Annotated in this window: 13 protein-coding genes; 11 read left to right on the forward strand and 2 right to left on the reverse strand. The window is 67.2% G+C overall.

What is annotated here, in order from left to right; all coding sequences use genetic code 11:
• The first annotated feature begins 29 nt into the window (after positions 1–29).
• The 4 genes from G578_RS0107385 (at position 30) to G578_RS0107400 (ending at position 2,928) form a co-directional block, all read left to right on the forward strand.
• Positions 30–512, forward strand: a complete 483-nt coding sequence (locus G578_RS0107385; RefSeq protein ID WP_028793689.1) for a peroxiredoxin — start codon at positions 30–32, stop codon at positions 510–512.
• 264 nt (positions 513–776) lie between these two features.
• Positions 777–1,934 carry a M20 family metallopeptidase gene (locus tag G578_RS0107390; protein ID WP_051244238.1) on the forward strand — a complete coding sequence of 386 codons (1,158 nt, stop codon included), beginning with the start codon at positions 777–779 and terminating at the stop codon, positions 1,932–1,934.
• Entirely contained in the window at positions 1,931–2,374 is a 444-nt protein-coding gene (hisI, locus tag G578_RS0107395; RefSeq protein ID WP_028793691.1) for a phosphoribosyl-AMP cyclohydrolase, read from the forward strand. The genes G578_RS0107390 and hisI overlap by 4 nt, the downstream gene beginning before the upstream one ends.
• A gap of 2 nt (positions 2,375–2,376) precedes the next feature.
• Positions 2,377–2,928 carry a cytidine deaminase gene (locus G578_RS0107400; protein ID WP_051244241.1) on the forward strand — a complete coding sequence of 184 codons (552 nt, stop codon included), beginning with the start codon at positions 2,377–2,379 and terminating at the stop codon, positions 2,926–2,928.
• A gap of 142 nt (positions 2,929–3,070) precedes the next feature.
• Here the strand turns inward: G578_RS0107400 and G578_RS0107405 are convergent, their stop codons facing one another.
• Positions 3,071–3,526, reverse strand: coding sequence for a GatB/YqeY domain-containing protein (locus G578_RS0107405; RefSeq protein ID WP_028793693.1), 456 nt, complete (start codon positions 3,524–3,526; stop codon positions 3,071–3,073).
• Positions 3,527–3,904: 378 nt separating this feature from the next.
• On the opposite strand from G578_RS0107405, the gene carA reads away from it, so the two are divergent.
• The 3 genes from carA to greA all read left to right on the forward strand — a co-directional run bounded on the left by carA (position 3,905) and on the right by greA (position 8,910).
• Positions 3,905–5,071 carry a glutamine-hydrolyzing carbamoyl-phosphate synthase small subunit gene (gene carA, locus G578_RS0107410; RefSeq protein WP_028793694.1) on the forward strand — a complete coding sequence of 389 codons (1,167 nt, stop codon included), beginning with the start codon at positions 3,905–3,907 and terminating at the stop codon, positions 5,069–5,071.
• Complete coding sequence (gene carB, locus G578_RS0107415) at positions 5,071–8,328, forward strand: carbamoyl-phosphate synthase large subunit (protein ID WP_028793695.1); 3,258 nt, start codon at positions 5,071–5,073, stop codon at positions 8,326–8,328. The genes carA and carB overlap by 1 nt, the downstream gene beginning before the upstream one ends.
• 108 nt (positions 8,329–8,436) lie before the next feature.
• Positions 8,437–8,910 carry a transcription elongation factor GreA gene (gene greA / locus G578_RS0107420; protein WP_028793696.1) on the forward strand — a complete coding sequence of 158 codons (474 nt, stop codon included), beginning with the start codon at positions 8,437–8,439 and terminating at the stop codon, positions 8,908–8,910.
• 214 nt (positions 8,911–9,124) lie between these two features.
• Here the strand turns inward: greA and G578_RS0107425 are convergent, their stop codons facing one another.
• A complete protein-coding gene (locus G578_RS0107425) occupies positions 9,125–9,637 on the reverse strand; it encodes an Lrp/AsnC family transcriptional regulator (RefSeq protein WP_028793697.1) in 513 nt (170 codons plus the stop codon).
• A 129-nt stretch (positions 9,638–9,766) separates the two neighbouring features.
• Here G578_RS0107425 and G578_RS25230 point away from each other — a divergent pair, with 129 nt between their 5' ends.
• The 4 genes from G578_RS25230 (at position 9,767) to G578_RS0107445 (ending at position 14,865) form a co-directional block, all read left to right on the forward strand.
• Positions 9,767–10,765 (forward strand): mitochondrial fission ELM1 family protein, encoded by a 999-nt coding sequence (locus tag G578_RS25230; RefSeq protein ID WP_038013832.1) that lies wholly within the window; start codon positions 9,767–9,769, stop codon positions 10,763–10,765.
• Between the two features lie 84 nt (positions 10,766–10,849).
• Positions 10,850–12,775, forward strand: coding sequence for a hypothetical protein (locus tag G578_RS0107435; RefSeq protein WP_028793698.1), 1,926 nt, complete (start codon positions 10,850–10,852; stop codon positions 12,773–12,775).
• Between the two features lie 154 nt (positions 12,776–12,929).
• The gene (gene trxB, locus G578_RS0107440; RefSeq protein WP_028793699.1) at positions 12,930–13,901 is read left to right on the forward strand and encodes a thioredoxin-disulfide reductase; all 972 of its coding nucleotides are present in this window, start codon (positions 12,930–12,932) and stop codon (positions 13,899–13,901) included.
• A 73-nt stretch (positions 13,902–13,974) separates the two neighbouring features.
• On the forward strand, positions 13,975–14,865 hold the full coding sequence (locus G578_RS0107445) for a LysR family transcriptional regulator (protein WP_028793700.1): 891 nt from the start codon (positions 13,975–13,977) through the stop codon (positions 14,863–14,865).
• Positions 14,866–15,249: the final 384 nt, after the last annotated feature.

Raw genomic sequence — 15,249 nt, forward strand, 5'->3', positions numbered from 1 at the left:
GGTCCGGTTCCTCACAGGGAGAGACGGTGATGACCATCAAGGTTGGCGACAAGCTTCCGGACGTCGGGCTGCAGCACAAGACGGCCGACGGGATCGACACCCTGGACAACGCGGCGCTGTTCGCGGGCAAGAAGGTGGTGCTGTTCGCTGTGCCGGGCGCCTTCACCCCGACCTGCTCCGCCCAGCACGTGCCGAGCTTCGTGCAGAACATCGACGCGCTGAAGGCCAAGGGCGTGGACACGGTCGCCTGCGTCGCGGTGAACGATCCGTTCGTGATGGGCGTGTGGGCCAAGGACCAGGCGTCCGACGGCAAGGTCGTGATGCTGGCCGACGGCTCGGCCAAGTTCACCAAGGCCATCGGCCTGGAGCTCGACCTGACCGAGCGCGGCCTCGGCGTGCGCTCGCAGCGCTATGCGATGGTGGTCGAGGACGGCACGGTCTCCCAGCTCTTCGTCGAGGACGCGGGCGCCTACGACGTGTCCAGCGCCGAGAACGTGCTGAAGCATCTCTGATCCGTACCGGATCGCCGGACAGATCGCAGGACAGGGGGCGGCCTTCGGGTCGCCCCTTTTTCTTTTGGCTTCCCGCTGTTGTCGTCTTCCCGGCCCTGCGCCGGGATCCAGCCATCAGCCCGCCGGGACGCCGGGGGCCACTCTCCGCCCGTCTCACGCGCGCCGGACGGCAAAGGAATGAACGTCGTGGGCCGTTTGCGCATTGCCTTTGCGTCCCCGGTCCGGCAGATGTGGTCGCTTCGTTTCACCCGACCCGGAGCCCCCATGAGCACCGCCGCCACCCGCGATAACGAGCCCGCCATCGACCAGGAGGAGATCATCGACGGTATCCTCGACTGGGTGGAGATGGAGACGCCGACCTATGACGCCGCGCGGGTCAACAAGCTGGCCGACAAGATCCAGACCCAGTGGGAGGGCACCGGCTGCTCGGTCGAGCGTGTCCCGGGCAAGGACGGCTTCGGCGACCACCTGATCGTGCGCACCCCGGACTGGACCGAGGACGTGCCGAGCATCCTGGTGCTCAGCCACATGGACACCGTCCACCCGGTCGGCACCAAGGACGACAGCAACAGGATCCGCCGCGAGGGCGACAGCCTGTACGGTCCCGGCATCTACGACATGAAGGCCGGCGCCTTTCTGCCGTACTACGCCTATCGCCACCTGCGCCGCATGGGCGCCGGCACCGCCCTGCCGGTGAGCTTCCTGTTCGTCGCCGAGGAGGAGGTCGGCAGCCCGACCAGCCGCGCGGTGATCGAGGCCGAGGCGAAGAAGGCGAAATACGTGCTGGTCACCGAGCCGGCCCGCGACGGCGGCAAGCTGGTCACCGCCCGCAAGGGCGTGGGCCGCTTCGAGATGACCATCACCGGCCGCCCGGCCCATTCCGGCGCCAAGCACGAGGACGGCCGCAGCGCGGTCAAGGAACTCGCCCACCACATCCTGGAGATCGAGGGCCTCACCGACTACGACCGCGGCGTGACCACCAATGTCGGCCTGGTCAGCGCCGGCACCGGCGTGAACGTGGTGCCGCGGGTGGCCACGGCCGAAATCGACCTGCGGGTGGTCAATGCCGCCGACGGCGAGGAGATCACCGCCAAGATCCTCGACCGCAAGCCGCGCGACCCGGACGTCACCATCGAGATCACCGGCGGCATGAACCGCCCGCCCTACGAGCTGAACGACGCCAACTGGAGCCTGTTCGAGCTGGCCAGGGAAGTCGTCGCCGAGAGCGGCTTGGTGCTGGAGAGCACGGCGCTGACCGGCGGCGGTTCGGACGGCAACTTCACCTCCGCCCTGGGCGTGCCGACCCTGGACGGCCTGGGCGCCGACGGTGAGGGCGCGCATACTCTGAACGAACAGGTCTACATCTCCTCCCTCGTGCCGCGGGCAAAGATGTGGGTCCGGCTGCTGGAAGGGCTGACATGACGGTCACTTTCGCCGACCGCGGCGACACGAGAGCCATCGAGGAAGGCAGCGCGCTCGCCCCGAAATTCGGGGCGGACGGGCTGATCCCCGCCGTCGCCGCCGATGCGGCGACCGGCTCGGTGCTGATGATGGCCTGGATGGACGCCACGGCCCTGTCCGCCACCATCGAGACCGGCGAAGCGCATTACTACTCGCGCTCGCGGGCGAAGATGTGGCGCAAGGGCGAGAGCAGCGGCCATGTGCAGCGGGTCCAGGAGGTCCGGTTCGACTGCGACCAGGACACGGTTCTGCTGCTGGTCGAGCAGGTCGGACCGGGCGCTTGCCATGTGGGCTACGAGAGCTGCTTCTACCGACGGGTGGTGAAGACTGGCGACGGGGTGGCCTTAGAGGTCACCGGCGACAAGGCCTACGACCCGCACGCGGTCTACGGGGAGCCCTGACCGTGAGCCGCGTCGCGCTGGTGCTGCCGGCGGTGGACCGGCCCGACGCGACCACGCCGACCCCCCTCGGCCGGCTGACCGTGCCGGGCCGGGCGATTCCGGAAAAGACGGTCTGGGTGGATCCGACGGAGATCGGCCGGCTGCGCGATGCCGCCCGGGACGTGGCGACGCGGGCCCACGCGCCGTATTCCCGCTTCCGGGTCGGCGCGGCGCTGATCATGGCCGACGATCCGCAGCGCCGGGCGATCACCGGCGCCAATGTGGAGAATGCCAGCTACGGCGGCACGATCTGCGCCGAACGCACGGCGCTGACCCAGGCGGCCTCCCTGGGATTCCGCAAACTGGAGCTACTGGTGGTGAGCTGCGTGGCGACCCTGGACGCACCGGTGGCCGACCGTTCGCCCTGCGGCCTCTGCCGCCAGGTGATCCACGAGTTCGGGAACCGCGATCCGGAGACGCTGGTGGTGGTCGACGGTGGTGGCGCGGGCGCGCTGGGCGACGTGTTCGACCTCGACCGGCTGCTGCCCTACGGGTTCAGCCTGGGGCAATCCTGACCGCACACCCCCGTCATCCCGAACTTGTTTCGGGATGACGAGAGGAGGAGGGAGGAGGCGGAGGCACCACGGCGCCTCCCGCCATCCGGACGTTCCGTGCGGCGGAGCGGGAGCCCCGCCGCCGGTCAGACCGGGGTCCGGCTCACACCAGCTGCTGGCGCACGATGCCGGAGGCCTTGGAGAAGTCCATGCGGCCCGGATAGCGCTGCTTCAGCGTGGACATGATCTTGCCCATGTCCTTCAGATCGGCCGCCCCGATTTCCTTTATGGTGCTGTCGATCGTCGAGACCAGCTCATTGCCCTCCAACTGGGTGGGCATGAAGCGGCGGATCACGTCGATTTCCTCCTGCTCCTGGGTGGCGAGCTCGCAGCGCCCGCCTTCCTCGTAGAGCCGGATCGATTCCTGACGCTGCTTCACCATCGTGCTGAGCATGGCCAGGGTTTCCGCGTCGTCGATTCCGTCGAGATTGCCCTTCTCGCGCGCGGCGATGTCGCGGTCCTTCAGGGCCGCGAGGATCAGACGCACGGTAGAGACAGCCCGCTGATCCTTCGCGAGCATGGCATCCTTCAACGCACTCTTAAGCTGTTCGCGCAACATTCAGTTTCTCCCCAGAAACCGAGTGAGTCCGGCACTTTGGCCCAGAATCTGGCGGGGGCCGTGCCGGCCGTCGTCGCCCGTTCGCCGTAAGATCGGAGGCCGGGTCCCGCCGGCTGATCTGTACGGAAGCGGCGACAATATACGATCCGGTTTCATGTTGCAATGCCGAGATGATTTTCTAACCATTTGAAAAACAACGGACTTTTCCGTATGTTACGGCTTGACGTACCGTCGTTCCTCGCGTATCACCCGGCCAATTTACCGACTGGCCGCCTCCGTCCGACCGCCGTTTGGGCTCCCCAAAGCTTGGGGATATACTCCCGCGGCGCGACGGGTGACGACCGCCCTCTCGGTAACCGCCTGACCCGGAGACACCGCATGACCGATCCTGCCGCCATCCCTCACGACGCAACGGCGGTTCTGGTTCTGGCGGACGGGACGGCGATCTTCGGTCGCGGCTTCGGCGCCGCTGTCACCAAGGTCGGCGAGGTGGTCTTCAACACCTCGATGACCGGTTACCAGGAGATCCTGACCGACCCGTCTTATGCCGGCCAGATCATCACTTTCACGTTTCCCCATGTGGGCAACGTCGGCGCCAACGTCAATGACCACGAGACCGTGTCGCCCGCAGCCCTGGGATGCGTGCTGCGCGCCGATATCACGGACCCGTCGAACTACCGCGCCGAGCGCGGCCTCGACGACTGGCTGAAGTCGCACGACCTGCCCGGCATCGCCGGCGTCGACACGCGGCGGCTGACCCGGCGGATCCGCGACATCGGCGCCCCGCACGGCGCGCTCTGCGTCTCGCCGGACGGCAAATTCGACATCGAGGCGCTGAAGAAGCTGGCCGCCGACTGGCCGGGGCTGGAGGGTATGGACCTCGCCAAGCAGGTGTCCTGCACCCAGACCTACACCTGGGACACCACCCTGTGGGGGTTTGCCGATGACGGCCGCAGCGACGGCTACGGCACCATGACCGAGCCTAAGAAGCACGTGGTCGCCGTCGATTACGGCGCCAAGCGCAACATCCTGCGCAACCTGGCGGCCCAGGGCTGCCGGGTGACGGTGGTGCCGGCCAGCACCACCGCGGACGAGATCCTGGGCCACGGCCCGGACGGCATCTTCCTCGCCAACGGCCCGGGCGACCCGGCGGCGACCGGCATCTACGCGGTGCCGGAGCTGCGCAAGCTGATCGACAGCGGCAAGCCGATCTTCGGCATCTGCCTCGGCCACCAGATGCTGGCCCTGGCGCTGGGGGCCAAGACCGAGAAGATGCATATGGGCCACCGCGGCGCCAACCATCCGGTCAAGGATCTGGAGACCGGGAAGGTGGAGATCACCAGCCAGAACCACGGCTTCGTCGTCATGGAGGCCAGCCTGCCCGACGGCGTGACCGTCACCCACCGCTCGCTGTTCGACGGCTCGGTGGAAGGCATCAAGGTCGACGGCAAGCCGATCTTCAGCGTGCAGTACCATCCGGAAGCCTCGCCGGGCCCGATGGACAGCCATTACCTCTTCGCCCGGTTCCGGGAGCTCCTCGGCTAATGCCCAAACGTACAGACATCTCCTCCATCCTCATCATCGGCGCCGGGCCGATCGTCATCGGTCAGGCCTGCGAGTTCGATTACTCCGGGACCCAGGCGTGCAAGGCCCTGAAGGACGAGGGCTACCGGGTCATTCTGGTGAACTCGAACCCGGCGACGATCATGACCGATCCGGGCACGGCCGATGCCACCTATATCGAGCCGATCACCCCGGAGATGGTCGCCAAGGTCATCGAGCGCGAGCGTCCCGACGCCCTGCTGCCGACCATGGGCGGCCAGACCGCGCTGAACACCGCCCGCGCGCTGTCCCATGACGGCACGCTGGAGAAGTTCGGGGTCGAGCTGATCGGCGCCGACCTGAAGGCCATCGAGAAGGCGGAAGACCGCCAGCAGTTCCGCGAGGCGATGACCGCGATCGGTCTCGACACCCCGCGCTCGCGGCTGATCAACAACTTCGACGACGCCGACGAGGCGCTGGAGCATGTCGGACTGCCGGCGATCATCCGCCCGTCCTACACGCTCGGCGGCCAGGGCGGCGGCATCGCCTATAACCGCGAGGAATTCGAGCAGATCGTCCGCAACGGCATCCGCCTCTCGCCCTCCAACGAGGTGCTGATCGAGGAGAGCGTGCTGGGCTGGAAGGAGTTCGAGATGGAGGTGGTCCGCGACAAGGCGGACAACTGCATCATCATCTGCTCCATCGAGAACGTCGACCCGATGGGCGTCCATACCGGCGACAGCATCACCGTCGCCCCGGCGCTGACGCTGACCGACAAGGAATATCAGCGCATGCGCAACGCCTCCATCGCGGTGCTGCGCGAGATCGGGGTGGAGACCGGCGGCTCCAACGTGCAGTTCGCCATCGACCCGGCGACCGGCCGGCAGATCGTCATCGAGATGAACCCGCGGGTGTCGCGCTCCTCGGCGCTGGCCTCGAAGGCCACCGGCTTCCCGATCGCCAAGATCGCCGCCAAGCTGGCCGTCGGCTACACCCTGGACGAGCTGGACAACGACATCACCGGCAACACGCCGGCGAGCTTCGAGCCGACCATCGACTACGTGGTCACCAAGATCCCGCGCTTCACCTTCGAGAAGTTCCCCGGCGCCGATGCCCGGCTGACCACCTCGATGAAGTCGGTCGGCGAGGTCATGGCCATCGGCCGGACCTTCCACGAGAGCCTGCAGAAGGCCCTGCGCGGGCTGGAGACCGGCCTGGTCGGGCTCGACCCGGTGGAGCTCAAGGGTACCGAGGACGGCGAGGTCGACCGCCAGGCGATCACCGCGGAACTGTCGGAAGCCACGGCGGACCGGCTGCTGAAGGTGGCCCAGGCGCTGCGCGTCGGCCTGTCGGTCGAGGAGGTGCACCGCGCCTGCCACATAGACCCGTGGTTCCTGGAGCGCATGGCCGAGATCATCGCCGCCGAGAAGCGGCTGGAAGCCGACGGCCTGCCCTCGGACGTCGCCGGCTGGCAGAAGATCAAGTCCATGGGCTTCTCCGACGCGAGGCTCGGCCAGATCACCGACCATGACGAGGAGGTGGTCTCCGCCCGGCGCCGCGGCCTCGGCGTGCGCCCGGTGTTCAAGCGGATCGACACCTGCGCCGCCGAGATCCCGTCCTCCACGCCCTACATGTACTCGACCTACGAGATCGGCATCGGCGGCGGTGCCCCGGAGAACGAGGCGGAGCCGACCGACGCGAAGAAGATCATCATCCTGGGCGGCGGTCCGAACCGGATCGGCCAGGGCATCGAGTTCGACTATTGCTGCGTCCACGCGGCCTATGCCCTGTCGGATGCCGGGTTCGAGACCATCATGGTCAACTGCAACCCGGAGACCGTCTCCACCGACTACGACACCTCCGACCGGCTGTATTTCGAGCCGCTGACCGCCGAGGACGTGATCGAGCTGGTCAACGGCGAGCAGGCCAACGGCCAGGTCATGGGCTGCATCGTGCAGTTCGGCGGCCAGACCCCGCTGAAGCTGGCCGCGGCGCTGGAGAAGGCGCAGATCCCGATCCTCGGCACCTCGCCGGACGCGATCGATCTGGCCGAGGACCGCGACCGGTTCCAGAAGCTGCTGCAGCGCCTGGAGCTGATGCAGCCGGCCAACGGCACCGCGACCTCCACCGAGCAGGCGGAGAAGATCGCCGAGCAGATCGGCTATCCGGTGGTCATCCGCCCGTCCTACGTGCTGGGTGGCCGGGCGATGGAGATCGTGCACGAGCCCGAGGGCCTGCGCCGCTACATGCGCAATGCGGTCGTGGTGTCCGGCAAGAACCCGGTGCTGATCGACAGCTTCCTGCGCAACGCCACCGAGATCGACGTGGATGCGGTCGCCGACGGCACCGACGTCTTCATCGCCGGGGTGATGGAGCATATCGAGGAGGCGGGCATCCATTCGGGCGACAGCGCCTGCTCGCTGCCGCCGGTCTCGCTGGACCGGGTGGTGATCGACGAGGTCAAGCGCCAGGCGGTGATGCTGGCCAAGGGCCTGAACGTGGTCGGCCTGATGAACATCCAGTTCGCGGTGCGCGACGGCGAGGTGTTCATCCTGGAGGTCAACCCGCGCGCCTCGCGCACGGTGCCCTTCGTCGCCAAGGCCACCGGCGTGCCGATCGCCAAGATCGCCAGCCGGGTGATGGCGGGGGAGAAGCTGAGCGCCTTCACCCTGCCGACCAGGGATCCCGAGCATGTGGCGGTGAAGGAGGCGGTGTTCCCCTTCGCCCGCTTCCCCGGTACCGACATCATCCTCGGCCCGGAGATGAAGTCGACCGGCGAGGTCATGGGCATCGACAAGAGCTTCGCGCGCGCCTTCGCCAAGTCGCAGCTCGCCGCCGGCACGGTGCTGCCGGACGGCGGTGTCGTCTTCATTTCGGTGAAGGATGCCGACAAGGCGGCGATCGTTCAGATCTCCAAGGCGCTCGACGACCTCGGCTTCAGTATCATGGCCACCACGGGCACCGCCGATGTACTGAAAGACGCGGGCATCGACAGTCACCGGGTAAAGAAAGTGCTCGAGGGACGGCCGCACATTGTCGATAACATGCTCTCGGGCCATGTCGACTTGGTGATAAATACCACCGAGGGTGCACAGGCCATTCGGGACAGTTTCAGCTTGCGTCACACCGCCCTAACGCACAACATTCCCTACTATACGACTGTTGAGGGGGCGCGTGCCGCTGTCCGGGCCATCGCAGCAATGCGGGACGGACACCTTGAAGTGACCCCGCTTCAGACCTACCTCACCGGATCGTTCTGACTGTCCCGGGGGGCGGGTCTGGCAACCGGTCGTGGTTTCCGATCCAGAGTGAGCCCCGCGTGGCGTCCGGAACGGGTGGTAGGATAGGTTTGAGCAGGCGACGAGCCCATGGAAAAGGTGCCGATGACCGCAGAGGGGCATGCCCGTCTGACGGATGAACTGAAGAACTTGAAGTCCGTGGAGCGACCGGCGGTGATCAAGGCGATCGCCGAGGCGCGGGAACACGGCGATCTCTCCGAGAACGCCGAGTACCACGCCGCGCGCGAGCGCCAGAGCTTCATAGAGGGGCGGGTCGCCGAGCTGGAGGACGTCATCAGCCGCTGCGAGGTCATCGACCCGAAGAAGCTGAAGGGCGAGACCGTGACCTTCGGCGTGACCGTCGAGGTCGCGGACGAGGAGACGGACGAGGAGACCGCCTACACGATCGTCGGGCCCTACGAGGCGGACATCGCGCGCGGCTTCATCTCGACCTCCTCGCCGATCGCCCGGGCCCTGATCGGCAAGCGCGTGGGCGATTCCGTCGAGGTCTCGACCCCGAAGGGCTCGAAGAGCCTGGAGATTTTGTCGATCGCGATTCAATAGCGGTCGGGCATATGCCTAACGCGATGCCCCGGGTTTCGGTCCGGGGCATTGTGCGTTTTTGCGGCTGTTTGCGTTTTCACGTCCCCTAGCCGCTTCCCCCCAATCACCTCACCCTCGTCATCCCGAACTCGTTTCGGGACCGGTGGGCGTTGGGAACAGGCGAGGTCCCGGAACGAGTTCGGGATGACAGCAGGGGAAGGTGGAGAGGAGCGGATTACCCCTCCTCGACCTCATCCTCGTCGTCGTCCTCCGGCGCCTCGTCGATCGGCACGCCGGGGAGGCGCTTGCGGGTGCGGATCACCAGCGCGGTCTTCACGTTGGAGACCAGCGGCGCCGGGGTCAGCTTGGAGGTCAGGAAACGCTGGAAGGCGTCCCAGTCCTTGGCGACGATCTTCAGCAGGAAGTCCGCCTCGCCCATCAGCATGTGGCACTCGCGCACTTCCGGCCACTGGCCGACCATCTGCTCGAAGCGGGCAAGGTCCGCCTCGGCCTGGCTGGTCAGCCCCACATGGGCGTAGATCGTGACCGTGAAACCGAGGTGTTCAGGCGCCACCTCGGCATGGTATCCCCGGATGAAACCCGCTTCCTCCAGCGCCCGCACCCGTCGCAGACAGGGCGGCGCCGAGATGCCGGCGCGGTTGGCCAGCTCGACGTTGGTCATCCGGCCATTGTCCTGAAGGTCGCGCAGAATACGGCGGTCGATGCGATCAAGTTTCACACGTCGCATATGGGCTCCGGGGGAACGATTGAAATGTCTGACAGTCAGCGTAGAAACGATGGCGTGCGTATATCCGATTCGAATAGGGCAAGCAAGATCATTGCGTAAATCTGTCATTTTCTTTCGATATCTGGCGACATGAGCGTCGGTGCCGACACGCAGACGTTGTGCTGGATCCTGACCGACGGGACGGTCGGCATGCGCATCCAGTGCCTCGGCCTCGCCGACGCGGCCGGCCTGACGCCGGTGATCAAGCGGATCCATCCGAGCTGGCTGCTGCGCGCCCTGCCGGTGGCCGGGACGCTGCCGGGGGTGGCGGCGACGGCGGGCGGCGACCCGATCGCCGAGCCGTGGCCCGACGTGGTGATCTCCTGCGGCCGGCGCACGGCGGGGGCGGCCCTGGCGGTTCGGCGTCGGGCCGGCGGGCGGCCGTTCCTGGCGCATATCCAGGATCCGCGGATCGATCCCCGGCACTTCGACATGCTGATCGTGCCCGAGCACGACCCGGCGCGCGGCGATAACGTCGTCACCACCCTGGGCGCGCTCAATCCGCAGGCGCCGGAGAAACTGGCCGAGGCGGCCAAGCCCTGGCTGACCGAGGTGGCCGACCTGCCGCGCCCGCTGATCGCGGTGAATGTCGGCGGCTCGAACAAGCGCTACGAGTTCTCGGCCGACGCGGTGGCCCGGTTCGTCGCCGAGCTGCGCGGGCTCTCGCAGAGCAGCGGCGGCTCGCTGCTGGTCGCCTGTTCGCGGCGGACCGACGAGGCGACCCGCAAGGCGCTGACCCAGGGCCTGGCCGACCTCCCCGGCGTGGTGTGGACCGGCCGGGGCGAGAACCCCTATCTGGCTTTCCTGCACCTGTGCGATGCCCTGGTGGTGACCTCCGACTCGGTCAACATGGCGTCGGAAGCCTGCGCCACCGGCAAGCCGGTGCATGTGGCCACCATAGAGCCCGAGACCGGCCGCCTGGCGGCGTTCCATGAGCGGCTGCGGGCCGACGGCTATACCCGGCCCTTCGCCGGCCATCTGGAGAGCTGGACCTACGAGCCCCTGCGCGAAACCTCCCGGGTCGGTGCTATCCTGGCGGAGCGCCTGGCCGCGCGGATGGCCGATCGGCCGGAGCAATCGCTGCGATAGAGTGCGGCGCATTGCTCCGCCCTGGCCGTTCGGCTATGTCGTCAGGCATTGGGGGCACCCTGCAAACAGCGACGGCGTGGAGCCATGGCGCTCAAGATCGATACCTTCTCCAACCAGGTCGGCGGCTTCAGTTTCTTCAAGGCGGTCGGCCACCCGCTCACCGCCGAGAAGATCGCGGCCCTGCTGGCGGACATCAAGGGCAGGGGACCGGTCGCGCTCTACGATCCCCTGGGCCACCTCGAGACCTTCGCCGAACTGCACGACGTCAGCGCGCTGACGATCGACACGGTCTATGTGCAGGCGGTCGAACGGCTCGACACCAAGGTGATGGGCTACACGCCCGAACCTGTGGCGGAGATCGGCGCCAGCACCGCGCCGACCCTGCTGATCCCGGCCTTCGACAGCGCCCGGCTGGTCGACCATATCCGCCATCTGCTGCCGCCGGGCATGCGGGTCGTCACCCTGGACGACGCGCGGCTGCCCGACGCCATGCTGTCGAATACCCGCAAGTATCTCGACCCGCTGAACTTCGCCATCAACCACGGTTTCCTGCGCGACGGTGGCGGGCGGCACACGCGTCTGGTGACGGCGAACTACTGGAGCGGCTACGGCGCCAAGGGCATGCGGCTGTGGCTGCGCCTGTTCGACGCCGACGGCAAGGTGCTCGCCACCTGGGAGCAGGACCTGCCCGACGGGCCGGCCGGGATCATTCTCGACAGTGCGGAGATCCGCGCCCGCTTCGGCCTGGGCGAGTTCGCCGGCACCCTGTTCATCCATGCGCTCGGCGCGCGCGGCCACGACGTGGTGAAATACGCCGTCGACACCTATGGCGACGCGCCGGAAGAGCTGTCCTGCACCCATGACGCCAACGCCTGGCCGGCCGACTACTACGCCGGTCTGCCGGCGGCCAATCCGGGCGAGCGGATCGTGTTGTGGCTGCAGAACGCCCATCCGAACGCCGCACCCGCCGGATCCATGGCGCTGAACCTGATGGGCAACGACGACAGCCGCGCCATCGACCGGCCGGTCCCCGGCTTCGGCACCATCTCCGTCGATCCGGCCGCGCTGTTCCCGGACGCGGTCTGGCCGGCCCAGTTCGAGCTGCGCGCCGGCAAGCACGTGGTGCGGCCGCGCTACGAGATCGTCGCCGGCAACCGCCGCAACCGGATCGCCCATGTGAACGTGGAGCGCACCGACCTGACGGGCGACCCGTCGATCCCCGGCGCCATGAAGCATCTGGGCAAGGCCTATATCCTTCCGGCCCCGGTCCTGCCGGTGGACCGCTACCGCACCTTCGCCCTGCCGACCCCGATGACCCGGGGACAGCAGAAGCAGCCGATCGCCGCCCTGCTGATCGATGCCGACGGCACCGAGGTTGCCCGGCGGTCCCTCGGCGTGCTCGACCGGTCCGACAGCGTGGCGCTGGAGGCGGTCGAGCTGATGGGCGGCGCCGCCCTGCCGTCCGGCTACGGCCACCTGGAATTCATCTACGACTTCTCCCAGGGCGGAGAGGACGCCGCCGACGGCTGGCTGCACGGGCTGTTCCGCTACGAGGATACCGAGAGCGGTCACGCCGCCGACACCAGCTTCGGCGCCCATGTCTTCAACACGGTCATGACCTACAAGAACGAGCCGCAGAGCTATGGCGGCCCGCCGCCCGGCCTGTCGACGCGGCTGTTCCTGCGCCTGGGCAACGGCATGGCGGGCGGTGGTGTGGACTCGATGTGCCACCTGATCTACGCCGCCTCCAACCCCTGGCACCCGACGTCGGAGACCGTGCTGGTCCTGACCGGCGCCGACGGGGTGGAGATCGCCCGCGCCACGATGGCGATCCCCTGCGGCGGCTCGCGGCTTTGGCGGGCGAGCGAAATGTTCTCCGGCGCGGATCTGGAGAAGGCGGGCGACGGCGGCTATGTGCTGATCCGCGACACGACCTGCCGGCTGTTCGGCTATCACGGGTTGATCCGCGACGGGGTGTCCTTCTCGCTGGATCACATGTTCGGCTTCTGAGGCGCGGAGTCGCGCGCCCGGACCGGACGGAGGTGCGGCCGCCGGGGCGTGCCGCGCTGGCTGGAACGGCCGGTCCCGGCGAATTGACCGCCGCGCCGGTTGAGACCGGGGGCCGGGCCGCCTATCTTGCCTGCATCGAGACAAGGAGGATGGCATGGCCGAGCACCGGGTGAAGGTTCTGATCGTTGGCGCGGGTGCCGCGGGACTGACCGCAGGCATCTATACCGCGCGCGCGAACCTGTCGCCGATGCTGCTCGCCGGGTTGCAGCCGGGCGGCCAGATGACCATCACCTCCGAAGTGGAGAACTATCCGGGCTTCGCCGACGTCATCCAGGGTCCCTGGCTGATGGAGCAGATGCAGAAGCAGGCCGAGCATGTCGGCACCAAGATCGCCTATGACATCGTCACCTCGGTCGATTTCACCTCGCGGCCGCTGCGCTGCATGACCGACCAGGGCGATACCTATCTGGCCGACAGCGTCATCATCGCCACCGGCGCCCAGGCGCGCTGGCTCGGCCTGCCGAGCGAGCAGCATTTCAACGGCCGCGGCGTGTCGGCCTGCGCCACCTGCGACGGCTTCTTCTACCGCGACAAGGACGTGGTCGTGGTCGGCGGCGGCAATACCGCCGTGGAGGAGGCGCTGTACCTCGCCAATATCTGCCGGACGGTGACCCTGGTGCACCGCCGCGACACCCTGCGGGCCGAGAAGATCATGCAGGACCGGCTGTTCCGCCACCCGAAGGTCACGATGGTCTGGGACAGCGTGGTCGACGAGGTTCTCGGCGGCGCCGGCCCGATGGACGGCGTCGAGGCGGTGCGGATCAAGAACGTGAAGACCGGCGAGACCACCGACATCGCCGCCCACGGCCTGTTCGTCGCCATCGGCCACGATCCGGCGACCAAACCCTTCCAGGGCGCGCTGCCGCTGGACGAGGAGGGCTACCTGATCACCGAAGCCGGTTCGACCCGGACGTCGATTCCCGGCGTGTTCGCCGCCGGCGACTGCGTCGACAAGGTCTACCGCCAGGCGGTCACCGCGGCCGGCATGGGCTGCATGGCGGCGCTGGAATCGGAGAAATATGTGGCCGCGCTTGAAGATGCGGCCCATGCGGCCGCCGCCGAATAGGCCCCTTCGCGTTCCTTCTTCGCGCCGGATCGTGTAGACAGGAACGGGAATCAGGTCGAAGCGTGGTCGGGCGATGGACTGGGACAAGCTCAGGGTATTTCATGCCGTCGCCGAAGCGGGCAGCTTCACGCATGCGGGCGAGACCCTGAATCTCAGCCAGTCGGCGGTCAGCCGCCAGATCAGCGCGCTGGAGGAAAGCCTCAAGCTGCCGCTGTTCCACCGCCACGCCCGCGGCCTGATCCTGACCGAGCAGGGCGAGGTGCTGTACCAGACCGCCCGCGACGTCTTCGCCAAGCTGGCCACCACCGAGGCCCTGCTGTCCGAAGGCAAGGACAGCCCCAAGGGGCCGCTGCGGCTGACCACGACGGTGGCGCTCGGCTCCAACTGGCTGGCGCCGCGTCTGGCCGGGTTCCTGGAGCTGTATCCGGAGATCGGCCTGACCGTGATCCTGAACGACAGCGAGCTCGACCTGTCGATGCGCCAGGCCGACGTGGCGATCCGTCTGACCCCGCCGCGCCAGCCCGATCTGATCCAGCGCCATCTGAAGACCATCAAGTTCCATCTCTACGCTTCGCCGGAGTATCTCACCAAGCACGGCCTGCCGAAGACGCCGGCCGATCTGGCCGCCCACCGGCTGGTGATCTACGGCGAGACCGCCCATCCGCCGTTTCCGAACGTCAACTGGCTGCTGGACACCGCCGTCGGGCATCGCGGCCGGCATGTGAATGTGGTCCGGCTGAACAATTATTTTGCAATGTACCGTGCAGTGCAAACCGGTCTCGGCATTGCAGCATTGCCCGATTACATGGCCCGCGAAGATGTGGGGCTGATCCGCGTCATCCCCGATCTTGAGGGACCGCAGGTGCCGACTTACTTCGTCTATCCCGAGGAACTGAGGCACTCCAAGCGCATCATGGTGCTGCGAGATTTCCTCATCCAGGAAGTTGCCAAGTCGCAATTCTGAAAAATTCGCAAACCAAGCTATGCAAAAACCGCATAGCGGAAGTGACCATTTTGATGTGGTCGCCGCGGCGGCGAATGCCTATTTCATGGTCATCGCGATGTTGCGTTGCAGCATCGCCTCCGAGCCCCCCGCTCGGAGCGGGGTCCTTCGGGATCCCACGTCTCCCAGACGTGAAGCCTCCCTGTTCAACTTGCCGGGAACCTCGTGTTCCCGGCAGTTTTTTTATGTGCGACAGGCACATAGCCTCCGATCGATATCCGGCCCGAATGATCGTTTCGGACACCGTTCCCGCCGTCGATCGATAGATCGTGGACGTCGACCAGACCTTTGCTCCCGCGGATCCCGGACCCATATCCCTCGAAACGGATAGTTCGGGACGCGAGC

Origin of the sequence: Thalassobaculum salexigens DSM 19539 (assembly GCF_000423805.1) — a bacterium.
Classification (GTDB): Bacteria; Pseudomonadota; Alphaproteobacteria; order Thalassobaculales; family Thalassobaculaceae; genus Thalassobaculum; species Thalassobaculum litoreum.

Bases quoted from the DNA above. Each gene is read 5' to 3' on its own strand.
- carB (WP_028793695.1), top strand. From the start codon at position 5,071: ATGCCCAAACGTACAGACATCTCCTCCATCCTCATCATCGGCGCCGGG.
- G578_RS25230 (WP_038013832.1), top strand. From the start codon at position 9,767: ATGAGCGTCGGTGCCGACACGCAGACGTTGTGCTGGATCCTGACCGAC.
- G578_RS0107445 (WP_028793700.1), top strand. From the start codon at position 13,975: ATGGACTGGGACAAGCTCAGGGTATTTCATGCCGTCGCCGAAGCGGGC.
- greA (WP_028793696.1), top strand. From the start codon at position 8,437: ATGGAAAAGGTGCCGATGACCGCAGAGGGGCATGCCCGTCTGACGGAT.
- hisI (WP_028793691.1), top strand. From the start codon at position 1,931: ATGACGGTCACTTTCGCCGACCGCGGCGACACGAGAGCCATCGAGGAA.
- G578_RS0107435 (WP_028793698.1), top strand. From the start codon at position 10,850: ATGGCGCTCAAGATCGATACCTTCTCCAACCAGGTCGGCGGCTTCAGT.
- G578_RS0107390 (WP_051244238.1), top strand. From the start codon at position 777: ATGAGCACCGCCGCCACCCGCGATAACGAGCCCGCCATCGACCAGGAG.
- carA (WP_028793694.1), top strand. From the start codon at position 3,905: ATGACCGATCCTGCCGCCATCCCTCACGACGCAACGGCGGTTCTGGTT.
- G578_RS0107405 (WP_028793693.1), bottom strand. From the start codon at position 3,526: ATGTTGCGCGAACAGCTTAAGAGTGCGTTGAAGGATGCCATGCTCGCG.
- G578_RS0107385 (WP_028793689.1), top strand. From the start codon at position 30: ATGACCATCAAGGTTGGCGACAAGCTTCCGGACGTCGGGCTGCAGCAC.
- G578_RS0107425 (WP_028793697.1), bottom strand. From the start codon at position 9,637: ATGCGACGTGTGAAACTTGATCGCATCGACCGCCGTATTCTGCGCGAC.
- trxB (WP_028793699.1), top strand. From the start codon at position 12,930: ATGGCCGAGCACCGGGTGAAGGTTCTGATCGTTGGCGCGGGTGCCGCG.